A 16010-nucleotide genomic window follows, 5' to 3' on the forward strand; every position below is an offset into this window, starting at 1 on the left:
TCGAGGAGGCCGCTCATGACCGCTCGCACCCCTGATGCCGAGCCGCTGCTGACCCCCGCTGAGGTTGCCACGATGTTCCGCGTGGACCCGAAGACGGTCACGCGCTGGGCCAAGGCTGGCAAGCTCACGTCCATCCGCACGCTCGGCGGGCACCGCCGCTACCGCGAGGCGGAGGTCCGTGCACTGCTCGCGGGCATTCCGCAGCAGCGCAGCGAGGCCTGACCTGAACAAACGGGCGTCCACGCGGGGCCCCCAACCCGCCGCAACGCCCGCTCCGAAGGGTCCCTGCCCCCATCAGGGACGCCCGTAGGAAACGTCGATCGCACCGGAGTCCGCCGGCTCCGGTGCGATCTTTTTTGTGCGTGTGGTGTGTCCGTCTTGTGAGGACTGGGCCCTCTGTCATGAGTGCAATTGCACATATTAAATTGACGGTCCCACAGGAGCCCCCAAGTTCCCTCAGAGCCGGAACTCTTCACGTGACTCCCGTCACATGCCGGAGTCTTGTTCCCCTCCGGACTCGTGCGGTAGTGGGACGGCGGTGCGCCGCAACGTCAGCCGCATCAGCCGGTGGCACACCGGGCAGTGCCGGGTCAGGTGCCGCCGTCCGCCCCCCGCTGCGGCCGCCAGGTGCGCGCGCAGCAGCGCCCGCGTCACGTCCCGGGGCGGCGGGCCCGGGTCCCTCGGCGTCGCGCTCATGTGCCAGGCGTACCACGCGGGAACGGCCGGAACCAGGGGACCCGCACCCTCCGCTACCGCGTCCCGGCCACGCCGTCCGTCCCGCGCACAGCAAGAAGGCCCGCGCACAGCAAGAAGGCCCGCGCACAGCAAGAAGGCCCGCGCACAGCAAGAAGGCCCGCGCACAGCAAGAAGGCCCGCGTCCTTCGCTGGACGCGGGCCTTGCTTTCACTGCGGTCCTGACGGGATTTGAACCCGCGGCCTCCACCTTGACAGGGTGGCGAGCACTCCAAACTGCTCCACAGGACCAGGTTTCGCGGCCGTCGTTCCCTGGCCGCGAGGAAGACTGTACAGCAGGTCAGAGGGTGATTGCGAACCCGATCAGCCCCAGGCTTCGTCGAGGGCCTTGAAGATGCGTTTGTCCGAGACGGGGAACGCCGTCCCGAGGGCGTGCGCGAAGTAGCTGACCCGCAGTTCCTCGATCATCCACCGGATGTCGCGCACCCGTTCGGGGACCGGGCGCCCGGCCGGCTGGGCGGCCAGCAGCTCGGCGTACTCGGTCTGGATCTCGCGGACCTTCTCCATGCGCGTGGTGTCGCGCTGGACGCCCGTGGGCATCTGCTGCAGCCGCCGGTCGACGGCCACCAGGTAGCGGAGCAGGTCCGGCAGCCGGCGCACCCCCGTGGCGGTCACGAAACCGGGCCCCACGAGGGCTCCCAGCTGTTCCTTGACGTCCGCGAGGTTGGCCACCAGGGCGAGGCTCTGGGCGGCCTTCAGGCGGCGCTCACAGGCCTGCCAGGCGGCCAGCACCTGGCGCACCTGGGCGACCGTCCTGACGGTCAGCTCGACGAGGTCGGCCCGCACCGAGTCGTACAGCTTCCGGAACGACTCCTCGTCCCAGGCCGGGCCGCCGTGCTCGGCCATGAGCCGGTCGGCGGCCGCGGTGACGCAGTCGTCGAACAGGGCGGTCACCGAGCCGTGCGGGCTGCGCGACAGCGCGAGCTTGTCCTGGTTGGACAGCCGGTCCGCGGCGAACTTCGCCGGGTTCGTGGGCACGTTCAGCAGGATCAGCCGGCGGGTGCCGCGCCACATCGCCGCGGCCTGCTCGGCCTCGGTGTCGAAGAGCTGTACGCCCACGCTCTCGCCCTCGTCGACCAGCGCCGGGTACGCCTTGACCGGCTGCCCGGACCGCCGCGTCTCGAAGGTGCGCGGCAGGGCGCCTACCGTCCACTGCTTCAGGCCCGTGCGCCGCTCGATGCCGATGGAGCCCGCGGCGTCGAAGGCCTTGCTGATCGCGGCCTTGGTCTTCGGCCGCAACTGCAGCTTGAGCGCCTCCAGGTCCTTGTCCTCGGCCAGCTTGCGGCGGCGCTCGTCGGTCACCCGGAAGGTGATCTTCAGATGGTCCGGGACCTTGGCGAGGTCGAAGTCCTCGGCGGTGACGGGCACGCCCACCATCCGCTGCAGCTCCCGCGCGAGGGTCTCGGGAAGAGGGTCCTGCACGGGGACGACGCGGTCCAGGAAGGCCTTCGCGTAGTTCGGCGCCGGCACGTAGTGGCGGCGGATCGCCTTGGGCAGCGAGCGGATCAGCTCGGTGACGACCTCCTCGCGCAGGCCCGGGATCTGCCAGTCGAAGCCGTCCGGGGTGACCTGGTTGAGCACCTGCAGCGGGACGTGGACCGTCACGCCGTCCGCGTCCGCGCCCGGCTCGAACTGGTACGTCACACGGAACTTGAGCTTCCCCTGGCGCCAGGAGTCGGGGTAGTCGTCCTTGGTGACGGCCTCGGCGTTCTCGTTGATCAGCATGGAGTGCTCGAAGTTGAGCAGCTCCGGCTGCTCCTTGCGCTGTTGCTTCCACCACGAGTCGAAGTGCGCGCCGGAGACGACGTGTTCGGGCACCACGCGGTCGTAGAAGTCGAAGAGCGTCTCGTCGTCCACGAGGATGTCGCGGCGCCGCGCCCGGTGCTCCAGCTCCTCGACCTCCGCGAGCAGTTTGCGGTTGTCGTGGAAGAACTGGTGGTGGGTGCGCCAGTCACCCTCGACCAGCGCGTTGCGGATGAACAGCTCCCGGCTGGTCTCCGGGTCGATCTTGCCGTAGTTGACCTTGCGGTCGGCCACGACCGGCACGCCGTACAGCGTCACCTTCTCGAAGGCCATGACCGCGGCCTGGTCCTTCTCCCAGTGCGGTTCGCTGTAGGACCGTTTCACCAGGTGCTGGGCGAGCGGCTCGATCCACTCCGGCTCGATGCGGGCGTTGACCCGCGCCCACAGCCGCGAGGTCTCCACCAGTTCGGCCGACATGATCCACCGCGGCGGCTTCTTGAAGAGCGAGGAGCCGGGGAAGACCGCGAACTTGGCGCTGCGGGCGCCCAGGTACTCGTTCTTGCTGTCGGTGTCCTTCAGGCCGACGTGCGACAGCAGGCCCGCCAGCAGCGACTGGTGCACGTGCTGGAGGTTGACCTCGTGGTCGCCCTCGGCGAGGTGGATGCCCATCGTCTTGGCGACTGTGCGCAGCTGGCTGTAGATGTCCTGCCACTCGCGGATGCGCAGGTAGTTGAGGAACTCCGTGCGGCACATCCGGCGGAAGGCGGAGGAGGACAGCGCCTTCTGCTGCTCGCGCACGTACCGCCACAGGTTGAGCAGCGCCATGAAGTCGCTGGTCTCGTCGGCGAAGCGGCGGTGCTTCTCGTCGGCCTGCTGCTGCTTGTCCTGGGGGCGTTCGCGCGGGTCCTGGATCGACAGGGCGGCCGCGATCACCATGACCTCGCGGACCACGCCGTTGCGTTCCGCCTCCAGCACCATGCGGGCCAGCCGCGGGTCCACCGGCAGCTGGGAGAGCTTGCGGCCGGTCTGGGTGAGCTTCTGGCCGTCCAGCGCGCCCAGTTCCTGGAGCAGCTGGACGCCGTCCTTGATGTTCCGGGCGTCCGGCGGGTCGATGAAGGGGAAGCGGGCGATGTCGCCCAGGCCCGCGGCGGTCATCTGCAGGATGACGGAGGCCAGGTTGGTGCGGAGGATCTCGGCGTCGGTGAACTCCGGGCGGGACAGGAAGTCGTCCTCGGAGTACAGCCGGACGCAGATGCCGTCCGCGAGGCGGCCGCAGCGGCCCTTGCGCTGGTTGGCGCTGGCCTGGCTGATCGGCTCGATCGGCAGCCGCTGCACCTTGGTGCGGTGGCTGTAGCGGGAGATGCGGGCCATGCCCGTGTCGATCACGTACCGGATGCCGGGGACGGTGAGCGAGGTCTCCGCGACGTTGGTGGCCAGCACGATGCGGCGGCCCGTGCCGCGCTGGAACACCCTGTGCTGCTCGGCGGAGGACAGCCGCGCGTACAGCGGCAGGACCTCGGTGAGGCGCAGCTGCCTCTTGTTCAGGGCGTCGGCGGTGTCGCGGATCTCGCGCTCGCCGGAGAGGAAGACCAGGATGTCGCCCGGGCCCTCGGCCTGGAGCTCGTCGACCGCGTCGCAGATCGCGGTGATCTGGTCGCGGTCGGCCTCGTCGGCTTCGCCGCCCCCTTCGGCCAGCAGCGGCCGGTAGCGCACCTCGACGGGATACGTACGCCCGCTGACCTCGACGATCGGCGCGTCGCCGAAGTGCCGGGAGAAGCGCTCGGGGTCGATCGTCGCGGAGGTGATCACGACCTTGAGGTCGGGCCGGCGGGGCAGCAGCTGGGCGAGGTAGCCCAGGATGAAGTCGATGTTGAGGCTGCGCTCATGGGCCTCGTCGATGATGATCGTGTCGTACTGGAGGAGATCCCGGTCCGTCTGGATCTCGGCCAGCATGATGCCGTCCGTCATCAGCTTGACCAGCGTGCCGTCGCCGACCTGGTCGGTGAACCGGACCTTCCAGCCGACCGCCCCGCCCAGCGGGGTGCGCAGCTCCTCCGCCACACGCTCGGCGACCGTGCGGGCGGCGATGCGGCGGGGCTGCGTGTGACCGATCAGGCCGCGGACGCCGCGGCCCAGCTCCAGGCAGATCTTGGGGATCTGCGTCGTCTTGCCGGAGCCGGTCTCGCCCGCCACGATCACGACCTGGTGGTCGCGGATCGCCTCGAGGATGTCGTCCTTCTTCTGGCTGACCGGCAGCTGCTCGGGGTAGCTGATCGCGGGTATGGCGGTGCGCCGCGCGTCGGCCTTCAGCGCGGCCTTGTCGATCTCCGCCCCGATCTCGGTCAGCACGGCCGAGCGGGCCTCGGGCTTGCGGATGCGGCGTGCGCCGTCCAGGCGACGGCCGAGGCGCTGCGCGTCGCGCAGGGTGAGCTCGGCCAGCCGTGCGCCGAGCTCGCCGAATGCGGGGGAGGGGGGCTGCGTAGACATACGCGTTCCAGCATCGCATCCGCCGCGCCCCCCGGGCGAACGCATTACCCCCGGCGATCCCCGCCCCGGAGGACCGGCCCGGCGGCCCGGTGGGCGACGGTGGTGCGGGTGGTGTTCGCGACGGCACCGACACGGCCGGCGTGACTCCCCCGCGCGTGGGGTCGGTTGCGGGGCCCGCCGGGAGGGCCGGCCGCCGGGAACACGAAACCCCCGCCGAGGAACTCGACGGGGGTTGCTGGTGGCTGGGGCCGGGGTCGAACCGGCGACCTATCGCTTTTCAGGCGATCGCTCGTACCAACTGAGCTACCCAGCCAGCGCGGTCCTGACGGGATTTGAACCCGCGGCCTCCACCTTGACAGGGTGGCGAGCACTCCAAACTGCTCCACAGGACCTTGCGTTGCGCTCTGCGCGAGAGACAGTCTCCCACACGTTTGTGCGTGCTCCCAACGGGATTCCGCCGCGCTGTGCGAGGAACGGATCGTTGGTGGACGTCTCCCGGTCGGTGATTCTCGGTGACCGGTCGGACACGCACTGGCGGGCCGATCTCGCTGGACCAGCGTATCAGACCCCGGGCGGTGCCACGCACGCGTGACCTGCGGGCCTGTGAGGGGGAGGCGCCGGTTCCGGCCCGGAAAACACGGAAGGCAGCGCCGCCGGTGAACCGGCCGCACTGCCAACGCGCATGGTCTGCGGGACGACGCAGACGACGTATGTGCCCCCAACGGGATTCGAACCCGTGCTACCGCCTTGAAAGGGCGGCGTCCTGGGCCACTAGACGATGAGGGCTGGGTGGCCCGCCGGGCGAATCTTCGGCCGTCGGGACGCGTCAGCAGGATATGGGATGCGAGGGGGGATCGCCAAAACGGTTTACGGGCCGGTTCACGGGCTGCTCGTCGCCGTGGCGGAGGGCGCCTTCGAGGGGGAGGAGGAGGGGGACGGGGCGCGGCCCGGCTCCACCTCCTCCGGGAGGTGGCGGGAGACCTCGGCGGTGGACAGCCCGAGCCCGCCGAGGGTGATCTCGTCCCAGGCCTGGAGGGCGTGGGTGTCCCGGTCCAGGTAGAGCACGGAGGCCTCCACCTTCTGGGGGGTGTCGCCCTCGACGGCGCGCAGTCCGCCGCCGCCGGTGGTGCCCTGCACCATCAGCCGGCTGCCGTGCTCGAGGACGTCGACGTCCCGGGTGTGGGTGTGCCCGGAGAGGATCAGCGGGACGGTGCCGTCCGTCTGGGCGGCGGCGATCGGATTGTGGGCGACGGCGATGTCGACCTTGGCGCCCGTGGCGTTCTGCCGACGGATGGCGTCGGCCAGCTCCTGTCCGGCCACCCGTTCCGACGGGTCGCCGGCCGCCTCGACCGAGCGGTCCGGGGTGAACTGCGGGTCGCCGATGCCGGCGATGCGCAGCCCCTTGACGACCACGGACCGGCCGTCGTCGACCACGTACGCGTTGGCCCGGCCCGCGACCGCGCGCTGGCTGTCCATGGAGTCGTGGTTGCCGCGGACGAAGACGTAGGGCGCGCCGAGGTCGGGGATGGCGGAGGTGAAGCCGTTCTCGGCGGTGGTGCCGTGGTCCATCAGGTCCCCGGTGTCGACGATCACGTCGATCTTGTACTCGGCGACGACGGACTCGATGATCTGCCAGGCCGCCGGGTTGAGGTGGATGTCCGAGACGTGCAGCACGCGCAGCGTGGTCGGGTCCGGGTTGTACGCGGGCAGCGTGGACGTCGCGTCGTACAGCCTGGTCATGTTGGTCACCAGGCGGGCGAGTTCCTGCTGGTAGATGTCGAAGTCGCTGACGATGCTGCGCGCGTTGCCGACCACCGAGGGGGCGCTGCTCAGCAGCCCGGAGAACCGGGGTTCCAGGACGCTGCGCGGGTTCCAGGTGCCGTACGCGGTGCCGGCGCAGGCCGCCAGCACCGCGAGGGAGAGCCCGCCCGCGGCGAGGGCGCGGCGGGGCCTGCGGTAGACGGCCAGGCCGAGGGCGGTGGCGCCGGTCAGCGCGGCCACCGAGGACCGCAGCGCGAGCTCGGTCGTGCTGTGCTCGACGTCGGCGGCCACCTCGCTCTGCAGCCCGCTGATCCGCTCCGGGTGCCGCACGAGGGTCCGGGCCCGGTCGGGGTCGAGGGTGTCGACGTCCACGACCAGACGCAGCGGGCCGTCGTGGCTGTCGAGCTGGAGGGAGCCCAGCGGGGAGATGTTGACCTTCGTGTCCCCGGTCCAGGACGGGTGCAGCGACATCCGGGTGTTCATCGGGCCGACCGGTTCCTCGATGCTGCCCAGCACCACCAGGCCGAGCCAGCCGCCCACCAGGGTCACCGCGAGCAACCCGAGCGCGCCCAGGTAGGGGCGGGCCGGGGGGAGGGGGAGGAAGGAGGCGGGCGGTTCGGCGGTGCGGCGGCGGCGCCACAGGTCACGGATACGGGGCACACGAGAGCGAACACGGACCATTGCCGACGTATGCCCCCGGCCGTCGCGGGCCATGCGCCGCCCGACGGACGTCCCCCGCGCGCCCGCGGGGGGCCACCGGGGCTCAGCCCCAGCCGAGTTCGTGCAGGCGTTCGTCCTCGATGCCGAAGTGGTGTGCCACCTCGTGGACGACGGTCGTGGCGACCTCGTGCACGATCTCCTCCTTCGTGCTGCACATGCGCAGGGTCGGGCCGCGGTAGATCGTGATCCGGTCCGGCAGGACGCCCGCGTACCACTCCCCGCGCTCGGTCAGCGGCGTCCCCTCGTACAGGCCCAGCAGCTCCGGATCGGCGGGGTCGGGCTCGTCCTCGACGAACACCGCCACGTTGTCCATGACGCGGGTCAGCTCCGGCGGGATCCGGTCCAGCGCGTCGCTGACCAGTTCCTCGAACGCTTCGCGTGACATCTCCAGCACACCGCCATTGTCCGGGACGGACGGCCGTTCGGGCAGCGTCCGGCGCGGATTGCGGTACCGGGGCGCGCCAAGGGGGCGCCGGGTGGCAGCCGTTCGGTGACCCGCGGGGGCGGGCCGGTCGCCGCGGGGGCGCGCTCCCGCCCGTACGGGCGTGTCCCCGAGGGCCGTGGGCCCGTTGGGCAGCGCGGAACCCGATCCCGCCACGCCCCCGCGGGACCCACCGGACCCACCGGTCCCGCCAGATCCACCAGAGGTGCCTCCGTGACCCCTGCCACCGCCCGCGCGCGTACGGCGGCCGTGCTGCTCCTGCCCGTGCTCGCCCTGGGCTCCGTGACCGGCTGCGTGAGCGTGGGCGGCGCGGGCGGCGACGCCCACCCGAAGGGCGCCTCCTCCGGTGTCGCCGGGGAGGCCGGAGGTGCCGGGGGGACCTGGGAGGACGGCGGGATGGTGCTGCCCGGCGGCCCGGGCGGGGTGGAGGGGCGGCCCGGGGCCCTCGCGCCCGGGGCCGGCTCGCCGTCGGTGTCGGCGCAGGAGTCGGTACCGGGGCCGACCCAGGGCCCGGACCGCTCCCACAGCGGGAAGCCGTCGGGGCGCCCCTCGTCCTCGGGGCGGCCCTCGCAGTCCTCGCCCCCGTCGGACCGGCCGTCGACGACGTCCTCGCCGGGGGACAGCTCGCCGCCGCCGTCCGGGGGCGGCGAGTCGCCCGAGCCGTCGCCGTCCAGCGCGCCCTCGGTGAACGGCGCCACATGAGGAACGGGAGGGGCCGAGAGGACCGAATTGGCCAAAGCGGTCTCGTATGCGTATGCTGGTAGATCGTTTGATCCCATTGCCCGGCGCCGAACCGAAGCGCGCCGCGTTGGCGCGTTCCTTTTCTCCTGTGGCTGACCGCATCGAGGCGGTTGTAAGCAACCTCCGGAGCTGGCGCGTGCCGAAATCTCCGAGAGGTTTTAGCTTCAGCATGTCTATTGACACTGCCGACCGTTCCGCCATGCCCATCGACACCGACGGCACCGACGAGGCCGTCACCGAGGAGCAGACCGCTCCCGAAACCCCCAGCGTGACCTTCGGCGACCTCGGCCTGCCCGAGGGGATCGTCCGCAAGCTGGCGCAGAACGGGGTCACCACCCCCTTCCCGATCCAGGCGGCGACGATCCCCGACGCCCTGGCCGGCAGCGACATCCTCGGCCGCGGCCGTACCGGCTCCGGCAAGACCCTCTCCTTCGGTCTGCCGCTGCTCACCTCCCTGGCCGAGGGCCGCACCGAGCGCAAGCGTCCGCGCGGTGTGATCCTCACCCCGACCCGCGAGCTGGCGATGCAGGTCGCGGACGCGCTGCAGCCGTACGGCGACGTGCTCGGCCTGAAGATGAAGGTCGTCTGCGGCGGCACCTCGATGCAGAACCAGATCTACGCCCTGGAGCGCGGCGTCGACATCCTCGTCGCCACCCCGGGCCGGCTGCGCGACCTGATCGAGCGCGGCGCCTGCGCGCTGGACCAGGTGCAGATCGCCGTCCTCGACGAGGCCGACCAGATGGCCGACATGGGCTTCCTGCCCGAGGTCACCGAGATCCTCGACCTGGTCCCGGCCGGCGGCCAGCGGCTGCTGTTCTCCGCCACGCTGGAGAACGAGATCGACACCCTGGTCAAGCGGTACCTGAAGGACCCGATCACGCACGAGGTCGACCCCTCGGCCGGCGCGGTCACCACCATGACCCACCACGTCCTGGTCGTGAAGCCCAAGGACAAGGCCCCGGTCACCGCCGCCATCGCCGCCCGCAAGGGCCGCACCATCATCTTCGTCCGCACCCAGATGGGTGCCGACCGCGTCGCCGAGCAGCTGCGCGACGCGGGCGTCAAGGCCGACGCCCTGCACGGCGGCATGACCCAGGGCGCCCGCACCCGCACCCTGGCGGACTTCAAGGACGGTTACGTCAACGTCCTCGTCGCCACCGACGTCGCGGCCCGCGGCATCCACGTGGACGGCATCGACCTGGTCCTCAACGTGGACCCGGCCGGCGACCACAAGGACTACCTGCACCGCTCGGGCCGTACCGCCCGCGCCGGCCAGTCCGGCACGGTCGTCTCGCTCGCCCTGCCGCACCAGCGCAAGCAGATCTTCCGGCTGATGGAGGACGCGGGCGTCGACGCCTCGCGCCACGTCGTCGGAGGGGCCGGGGCGTTCGACGAGGACGTGGCCCAGATCACCGGTGCCCGGTCGCTGACCGAGGTGCAGGCGGACGCGGCGGGCATCGCCGCCCAGCAGGCCGAGCGTGAGGTCGCCGACCTCGCCAAGTCCCTGGAGCGCGCGCAGCGGCGGGCCGCCGAACTGCGCGAGGAGGCCGACCGCCTCACCGCCCGTGCCGCCCGTGAGCGCGGCGAGGACCCGGAGGCCGCCGTGGCCGCCGCCCAGGCCGAGGCCGCCGAGGCGGTCGCCGCCGCGGCGAGCGTCCCCGCCCCGGCCGCGGAGAGCTCCGCGCCGGAGCAGCGCACGTTCCAGCGCCGTGACGACCGGGGCAACTACGAGCGCCGCCGCGACGACCGTCGTGACGACCGCCCGTCGTTCCGCGACCGGGACCGCGGTGACCGCGGGTACGAGCGCCGTGACGAGCGTCCGTCGTTCAACCGCGAGCGTCGTGACGAGCGTCCGTCGTTCAACCGGGACCGTCGTGACGAGCGTCCGTCGTTCAACCGCGAGCGTCGTGACGAGCGTCCGTCGTTCAACCGCGACCGTCGTGACGACCGCCCGTCGTTCAACCGCGACCGTGACCGTGACCGCGGCTTCGAGCGCCGTGACGACCGCCCGGCGCGTTCCTACGACCGCCGCGACGACCGCCCGGCGCGCCCCCACGAGTCGCGTGACCGCCACTTCGGCGGCGACCGCCCCTTCAACCGGGACCGTCGTGACGACCGCCCGGCGTTCAACCGCGACCGTGACGCCAACGACCGCCGCCCGTACGGCCGTCGTGACGACCACCGCCCCACCGGCGGCTTCGACCGCCGCACGGACAAGCCGCGCTGGAAGCGCAACGGCTGACCCCAGCTGAACGGCAGGGGCCCGGCAGATGGACGTCCATCTGCCGGGCCCCTGCCGTTTCGGGGAAAGCCCCAGGTCGGGCGGCTGGTGCAGACCTTCTCTTCCTGTGCGCCGGCTGTTAGGCTCTGGCCACTTGCGTGGGGGGGTACAGCCGGGGGCTTGAGAGCTGCGCAGCGCCTTTCGTGCGCGCGCGCCGAGCCGTGTCCGTTCGCCCCTCACGCCTCTCGCCTTGTTGGACGCAGGAGGTTCGGGTGACCCGTCGTGCCCTCGTGCGCGGCAATCCGGCCGCGCTCGTCAGCGCGGTACTCGCGGTAGGACTCGGTTCGTCCGGCACGGCCGCCGTGGCCGACACCGGCTGGAACACCTTCAAGGGGATCTTCTGATGGCCCGCACGGGAACCTCCGCTCCGGACAGGACTCCCGCGGCGGGCCCCGGCGCCCGCCGCAGGACCCTCGCCGCCGCCGTGATCGTCCTGCTGGGCGCCGGGCTGGGCCCGGTGGCGCTGCCGGCCGCCGCGGACCCGGGCACCCCGCCGGAGGCGGTCTTCCCCGCCGGTGTGCGCTCCACGCCGTTCAGGGACACGCTGTACACCGCCGGCGGCTCGGGTTTCCTGCACACGCAGGAGGGCAACGGCTCGTACCTGTGGACGGACTTCGCGAGCGGCGGGACGACGACGATCACGGCCATGAGCGCCCTGCTCAACTCGGGGCTCATGGGCTTCCCCGCGTCGAAGAGCATGTCGGTGCTGGACCTGGCGAGCGGCGAGCGCGTCGTCACGGCCCTTCCCCCCGGCCGGTACGTCACCGGCGCGTTCACGATGTCCGAGGTCCTCACCTACGAGAAGCCCGCCGGGGGCACGATCACCGGACTGCACCTGCTGCGCACCGCCGAGGGGCAGGTGACCGACGTCGCCCTGCCGTCGGACGCGCTGCCGGAGGGGTACACATCCGTCCGCACCGTCGCCCAGGACCTGCGCGGAGCGGTGCTGGAACTGGGCGGCGGCCCCTCCGGCAAGCGTCTGGTGCTGGTCGACTACGCCACCGGCGCGGTCACCGGCCTGTTCGGCTCGCTGGCCACGCCACCGTCCAGGATCGCGCTGTCCGCCGACCGTGTGCTCGGCTGGTTCGGCTCCGCGGGCGCTCTGACCGCCTGGGTCGTCCCGCGCGCCGACACGGCCGCGGAACCCGGGGCGGTCGTGATCCCCCCGCTGGAGGGCGCGTCCTTCCAGCCCGCGGTGACGCTGGCCCTCGTGGGTGACTGGATCGTGGTCGCGCGTGCCCCGGAACCGCTGAGGTCGCGCCCGGGTGAGACGCTGAGCGTGGTCCCGGTGGGCGGCGGTGAGGCCCGGACGTTGCTGACGTACGCCACGAACCAGCTCGTCATCGCCGCGGACGGCAGTGTGCTGGTCGTCGGCGGCAGCGGAGTGACGGACTGGGCGGTGCGCCGGGTGACGGCCTCCGGAGCCCAGCCCGTGGTCACCGAGGTCATGCCCCTCCACGCGGTCAACTCCCGGGTCGACGGCCTCGCCCTCGGCGCAGGGAAGCTGTCCGTCGCCACCGACGCGGACGGCAGCTCCCTGCGGTCGCTGTACGAGTTCGACCTGGCGCCGACCGGGGCCCCCGAGCCCGGGCCGCGGACGCTGCTCTTCCCGCTCCACAACTGGTACAAGCCCTGCCAGGCGGGCTCCGACTGCGTCGAACTCCACGCCCTGGGCGACGGGCACACCGCGTACGCCGATCACGGGGTCTCGGTGAACTCGCCCCGCACCCCGAGCTCGCTGGCCTCGGTCATCCTGCCGAACACCGGCAACCGGATCGTCGACTCCTCCGGGCGCTACACCGTCGCCGACGACGGCACCGGGGGCAAGCAGTACGTGGGGGACTTCGAACAGCATCGGGAGAACAACGTCACGCTGACCCGCACCACCACGGCCGCCTCGGTCTGGGGCACCGAACTGTGGAAACCGGGACCGGCCAAGGGCACGCTCGACGTGTTCGACCTGAAGACCCGCAAGACCTCGTCGGCCGTCGACGTCGGAGCCGGCTGCGTGCCGCAGGAACTGCAGACGGTCGGCCGCTGGGTGTACTGGTCCTGCGGGCCGACGGGCAAGGCGGGCGTCTGGGACCGCACCGGCAGGAAGAGCATCGCCGTGCCCTCGGGCGAGGCCCTGCTCGGCGACGGTTTCCTCGTCCGCCACGACCGTGCGGCGGGCAAGCTGCTGCTGACCGACTTCCACGGCGGAGCGGGTACGGCGGCGGTCACCGGCGAGTTCGCCGACCTGCCGGCGGAGGACGAGCTGGTCTCCGACCGCCGGATCAGCTGGACCGTCGACAAGTACGGCGGGGACGTCGCCTTCGTGGACGCCGGCGACAGGATCCACGTCAAGCGCGTCACCGTGCCGCGCTCGCCGGTCACGTCGATCGAAGCCACCACGGACGACTACATCAACCTGAGGTGGCCGGGTCCCCAGAACGTCTGGCACGGCACCTGGCAGTTGTCCCGGCCGCCGGCGGGCTGGAGCCTCACCTTCCGGAACGCGGCGGGCAAGACCGTGCGCACCGTCCGCGGCACCGCCCACGAGGGGGCGCGGATCACGACGGAGTGGAACGGCACCGACGACCACGGCACCGTGGTGACGGGCGGCCGCCACACATGGACGCTGAGCGTGGACGTGGGCGACGGCAGCGGCTTCCGTACGGCGCACACCGGGACCATGCAGCTGGCCGGGGCCAGGAGCGCCTGGCGGGACCTCGACGCGGACGGGGCCGGGGAGCTGGCGGCGTTGGCCCCTGACGGGATGCTCGACTTCCCGTCCCCGGGGGCGGGCTACGCCGGCGGCACGCCCGGATGGAACACCGGGTACCGGTTCGTCCCCTTCGGCGACCTCGACGGCGACCGCTGCTCCGACGTCCTCGTAAGGAACACCGTGGGCGAGCTCTTCCGCTACGCGGGCCGGTGCCAGGGGGCGATCACCAAGAGCAGCCCCCGCCTGTCGTTGGGAACGGGTTACCAGCAGTACAACGTGCTGACGTCGGCGGGTGACCTGAGCGGAGACGGTCGTCCGGACCTGATCGCCCGGCAGACGTCGACTTCGGACGTGTGGCTGCACAAGGCCACCGGCAACGGGAAGCTTGCGGTGCGGGTGAAGCTGGCGTCGAAGTGGACGGGTTACAAGAAGATCGTGGGTGCCGGGGACCTGAACGGTGACGGGATCGGTGATCTGCTGGCCCAGGACAAGGCGAACGTCCTGTGGCGTTACGACGGTGACGGCAAGGGGCATCTGCGGCCGCGGGCGAAGCTCGCCTCGAACTGGGGTGCCTCGTACAACGCGCTGGCGGGCGTGGGGGACATCACCGGTGACGGCAAGGGCGACCTGATCGCCCGGGACACCGCGGGGAACCTGTACCGCTACGCCGGCACCGGCAAGGGCACCTTCGGCAGCCGCACCAAGATCGGCACCGGCTGGGGCGTGTACAAGAGCCTTTTCTAGCCAGTTCCGGACGCGTCTGTGACGCATATCACGCCCCCGGCGAGGGAATCGCTGGGGGCATGACAATTCCAAAAGAACCGGGTGAGGCCGCCGGGCCCCCGGCCCCGGTCTCCGACGAGGAACGCCTCCGCCAACTCGGCTACACCCAGGTGCTGGCCCGCCGGATGTCCGCGTTCTCCAACTTCGCGGTCTCCTTCACCATCATCTCGGTCCTCTCCGGCTGCCTGACCCTCTACGCCTTCGGCATGAACACCGGCGGCCCCGCCGTGATCACCTGGGGCTGGCTGGCGGTCGGGCTCATGACGCTGGTCGTCGGCCTGGCGATGGCCGAGATCTGCTCCTCGTACCCGACCTCCGCCGGGCTGTACTACTGGGCCCACCGGCTCGCCCCGCCGCGCAGCGCCGCCGCCTGGGCCTGGTTCGCGGGCTGGTTCAACGTGCTCGGCCAGGTCGCCGTCACCGCCGGCATCGACTTCGGCGCCGCGAGCTTCCTCAACGCCTACCTGGACCTGCAGTTCGGCTTCAGCAGCACCCCCGGTCACACGATCGTCCTGTTCGCCGCGATCCTGCTGCTGCACGGGCTGCTCAACACCTTCGGCGTCCGCATCGTCGCGCTCCTCAACGACATCAGCGTGTGGTGGCACGTGCTCGGCGTCGGCCTGATCGTCGGCGCGCTCGCCTTCGTGCCGGACCGGCACCAGTCGACGTCGTTCGTCTTCACCCACTTCGTCAACAACACCGGCTGGGGCAGCGGTATCTACGTGGTCCTGCTCGGCCTGCTGATGGCGCAGTACACCTTCACCGGCTACGACGCCTCCGCCCACATGACCGAGGAGACCCACGACGCCGCCACCGCCGGGCCGCGCGGCATCGTCCGCTCCATATGGATCTCCTGGATCGCGGGTTTCGTGCTGCTGCTCGGCTTCACGTACGCGATCCGGTCCTACGACGACGTCCTCGACACGCCGACGGGCGTCCCCCCGGCGCAGATCCTCATCGACGGCCTCGGCGACGTCGGCGGCAAGCTCCTGCTGCTCGTCGTCATCGGCGCCCAGCTCTTCTGCGGGATGGCCTCCGTCACCGCCAACAGCCGCATGATCTACGCCTTCTCGCGCGACGGGGCGCTGCCCTTCTCCGCGGTCTGGCACCGCATCAACCCGCGGACCAAGACGCCCACCAACGCCGTCTGGCTGGCCGCGCTCGGCGCGCTCGTCCTGGGCCTGCCGTACCTGATCAACCTGACCGCGTACGCCGCCGTGACCTCCATCGCCGTCATCGGCCTCTACATCGCGTACGTCATCCCGACCTTCCTGCGCCTCGGCAAGGGGGACGACTTCGAGCGCGGCCCCTGGCACCTCGGCCGCTGGTCCCGCCCGATCGGCGTCATCGCCGTGACGTGGGTCGTCTTCATCACCGTGCTCTTCATGCTGCCCCAGGTCAGCCCGGTCACGGTCGACACCTTCAACTACGCGCCGATCGCGGTGCTGGTCGTCCTCGGCTTCGCCGCGACGTGGTGGTTCGTCTCCGCCCGCCACTGGTTCCTCCGGGACCGCGGCCCCGCCTCCGCCGAGCTCCCCGACCCGGTCCCTGCCCCCGCCCCGGCCGACCCTTCCGGCTGACCTCCGCGCCCC

At 71.6% G+C, this 16010-nt stretch carries 10 protein-coding genes and 4 tRNA genes; 6 read left to right on the forward strand and 8 right to left on the reverse strand.

What is annotated here, in order from left to right:
• Nucleotides 1-15: 15 nt before the first annotated feature.
• Complete coding sequence (gene bldC, locus PV410_RS05195; protein ID WP_003949541.1) at nt 16-222, forward strand: developmental transcriptional regulator BldC; 207 nt, start codon at nt 16-18, stop codon at nt 220-222.
• Nucleotides 223-486: 264 nt separating this feature from the next.
• Here the strand turns inward: bldC and PV410_RS05200 are convergent, their stop codons facing one another.
• The 8 genes from PV410_RS05200 to PV410_RS05235 all read right to left on the reverse strand — a co-directional run bounded on the left by PV410_RS05200 (nt 487) and on the right by PV410_RS05235 (nt 7858).
• The gene (locus tag PV410_RS05200; protein ID WP_500322614.1) at nt 487-696 is read right to left on the reverse strand and encodes a DUF6274 family protein; all 210 of its coding nucleotides are present in this window, start codon (nt 694-696) and stop codon (nt 487-489) included.
• 213 nt (nt 697-909) lie between these two features.
• Nucleotides 910-984, reverse strand: a tRNA-Asp gene (locus PV410_RS05205).
• 72 nt (nt 985-1056) lie between these two features.
• Entirely contained in the window at nt 1057-4983 is a 3927-nt protein-coding gene (gene hrpA / locus PV410_RS05210; protein ID WP_500322615.1) for an ATP-dependent RNA helicase HrpA, read from the reverse strand.
• A 236-nt stretch (nt 4984-5219) separates the two neighbouring features.
• A tRNA-Phe gene (locus PV410_RS05215) sits at nt 5220-5296 on the reverse strand.
• 4 nt (nt 5297-5300) lie between these two features.
• Nucleotides 5301-5375 (reverse strand) — tRNA-Asp (locus PV410_RS05220).
• 321 nt (nt 5376-5696) lie between these two features.
• Nucleotides 5697-5769, reverse strand: a tRNA-Glu gene (locus PV410_RS05225).
• Between the two features lie 93 nt (nt 5770-5862).
• Complete coding sequence (locus PV410_RS05230) at nt 5863-7458, reverse strand: metallophosphoesterase family protein (RefSeq protein ID WP_500322616.1); 1596 nt, start codon at nt 7456-7458, stop codon at nt 5863-5865.
• A 49-nt stretch (nt 7459-7507) separates the two neighbouring features.
• Nucleotides 7508-7858: a metallopeptidase family protein gene (locus PV410_RS05235; protein WP_500322617.1), complete on the reverse strand. Its 351-nt coding sequence runs from the start codon at nt 7856-7858 to the stop codon at nt 7508-7510.
• A gap of 261 nt (nt 7859-8119) precedes the next feature.
• On the opposite strand from PV410_RS05235, the gene PV410_RS05240 reads away from it, so the two are divergent.
• The 5 genes from PV410_RS05240 to PV410_RS05260 all read left to right on the forward strand — a co-directional run bounded on the left by PV410_RS05240 (nt 8120) and on the right by PV410_RS05260 (nt 15998).
• On the forward strand, nt 8120-8608 hold the full coding sequence (locus PV410_RS05240; RefSeq protein ID WP_500322618.1) for a hypothetical protein: 489 nt from the start codon (nt 8120-8122) through the stop codon (nt 8606-8608).
• A gap of 208 nt (nt 8609-8816) precedes the next feature.
• Nucleotides 8817-10889 carry a DEAD/DEAH box helicase gene (locus tag PV410_RS05245; RefSeq protein ID WP_500322619.1) on the forward strand — a complete coding sequence of 691 codons (2073 nt, stop codon included), beginning with the start codon at nt 8817-8819 and terminating at the stop codon, nt 10887-10889.
• Between the two features lie 251 nt (nt 10890-11140).
• On the forward strand, nt 11141-11272 hold the full coding sequence (locus PV410_RS05250; protein ID WP_500322620.1) for a hypothetical protein: 132 nt from the start codon (nt 11141-11143) through the stop codon (nt 11270-11272).
• On the forward strand, nt 11272-14379 hold the full coding sequence (locus tag PV410_RS05255; protein ID WP_500322621.1) for an FG-GAP-like repeat-containing protein: 3108 nt from the start codon (nt 11272-11274) through the stop codon (nt 14377-14379). Before PV410_RS05250 ends, PV410_RS05255 begins: the two co-directional genes overlap by 1 nt.
• A 59-nt stretch (nt 14380-14438) precedes the next feature.
• Nucleotides 14439-15998, forward strand: a complete 1560-nt coding sequence (locus tag PV410_RS05260; RefSeq protein WP_500322622.1) for an amino acid permease — start codon at nt 14439-14441, stop codon at nt 15996-15998.
• Nucleotides 15999-16010: the final 12 nt, after the last annotated feature.

Origin of the sequence: Streptomyces sp. PA03-5A (assembly GCF_033792725.1) — a bacterium.
GTDB lineage: Bacteria > Actinomycetota > Actinomycetes > Streptomycetales > Streptomycetaceae > Actinacidiphila.

Coding starts and splice junctions, on each gene's coding strand:
- bldC (WP_003949541.1), top strand. CDS start 16: ATGACCGCTCGCACCCCTGATGCCGAGCCGCTGCTGACCCCCGCTGAG.
- PV410_RS05200 (WP_500322614.1), bottom strand. CDS start 696: ATGAGCGCGACGCCGAGGGACCCGGGCCCGCCGCCCCGGGACGTGACG.
- hrpA (WP_500322615.1), bottom strand. CDS start 4,983: ATGTCTACGCAGCCCCCCTCCCCCGCATTCGGCGAGCTCGGCGCACGG.
- PV410_RS05230 (WP_500322616.1), bottom strand. CDS start 7,458: ATGGCCCGCGACGGCCGGGGGCATACGTCGGCAATGGTCCGTGTTCGC.
- PV410_RS05245 (WP_500322619.1), top strand. CDS start 8,817: ATGTCTATTGACACTGCCGACCGTTCCGCCATGCCCATCGACACCGAC.
- PV410_RS05255 (WP_500322621.1), top strand. CDS start 11,272: ATGGCCCGCACGGGAACCTCCGCTCCGGACAGGACTCCCGCGGCGGGC.
- PV410_RS05260 (WP_500322622.1), top strand. CDS start 14,439: ATGACAATTCCAAAAGAACCGGGTGAGGCCGCCGGGCCCCCGGCCCCG.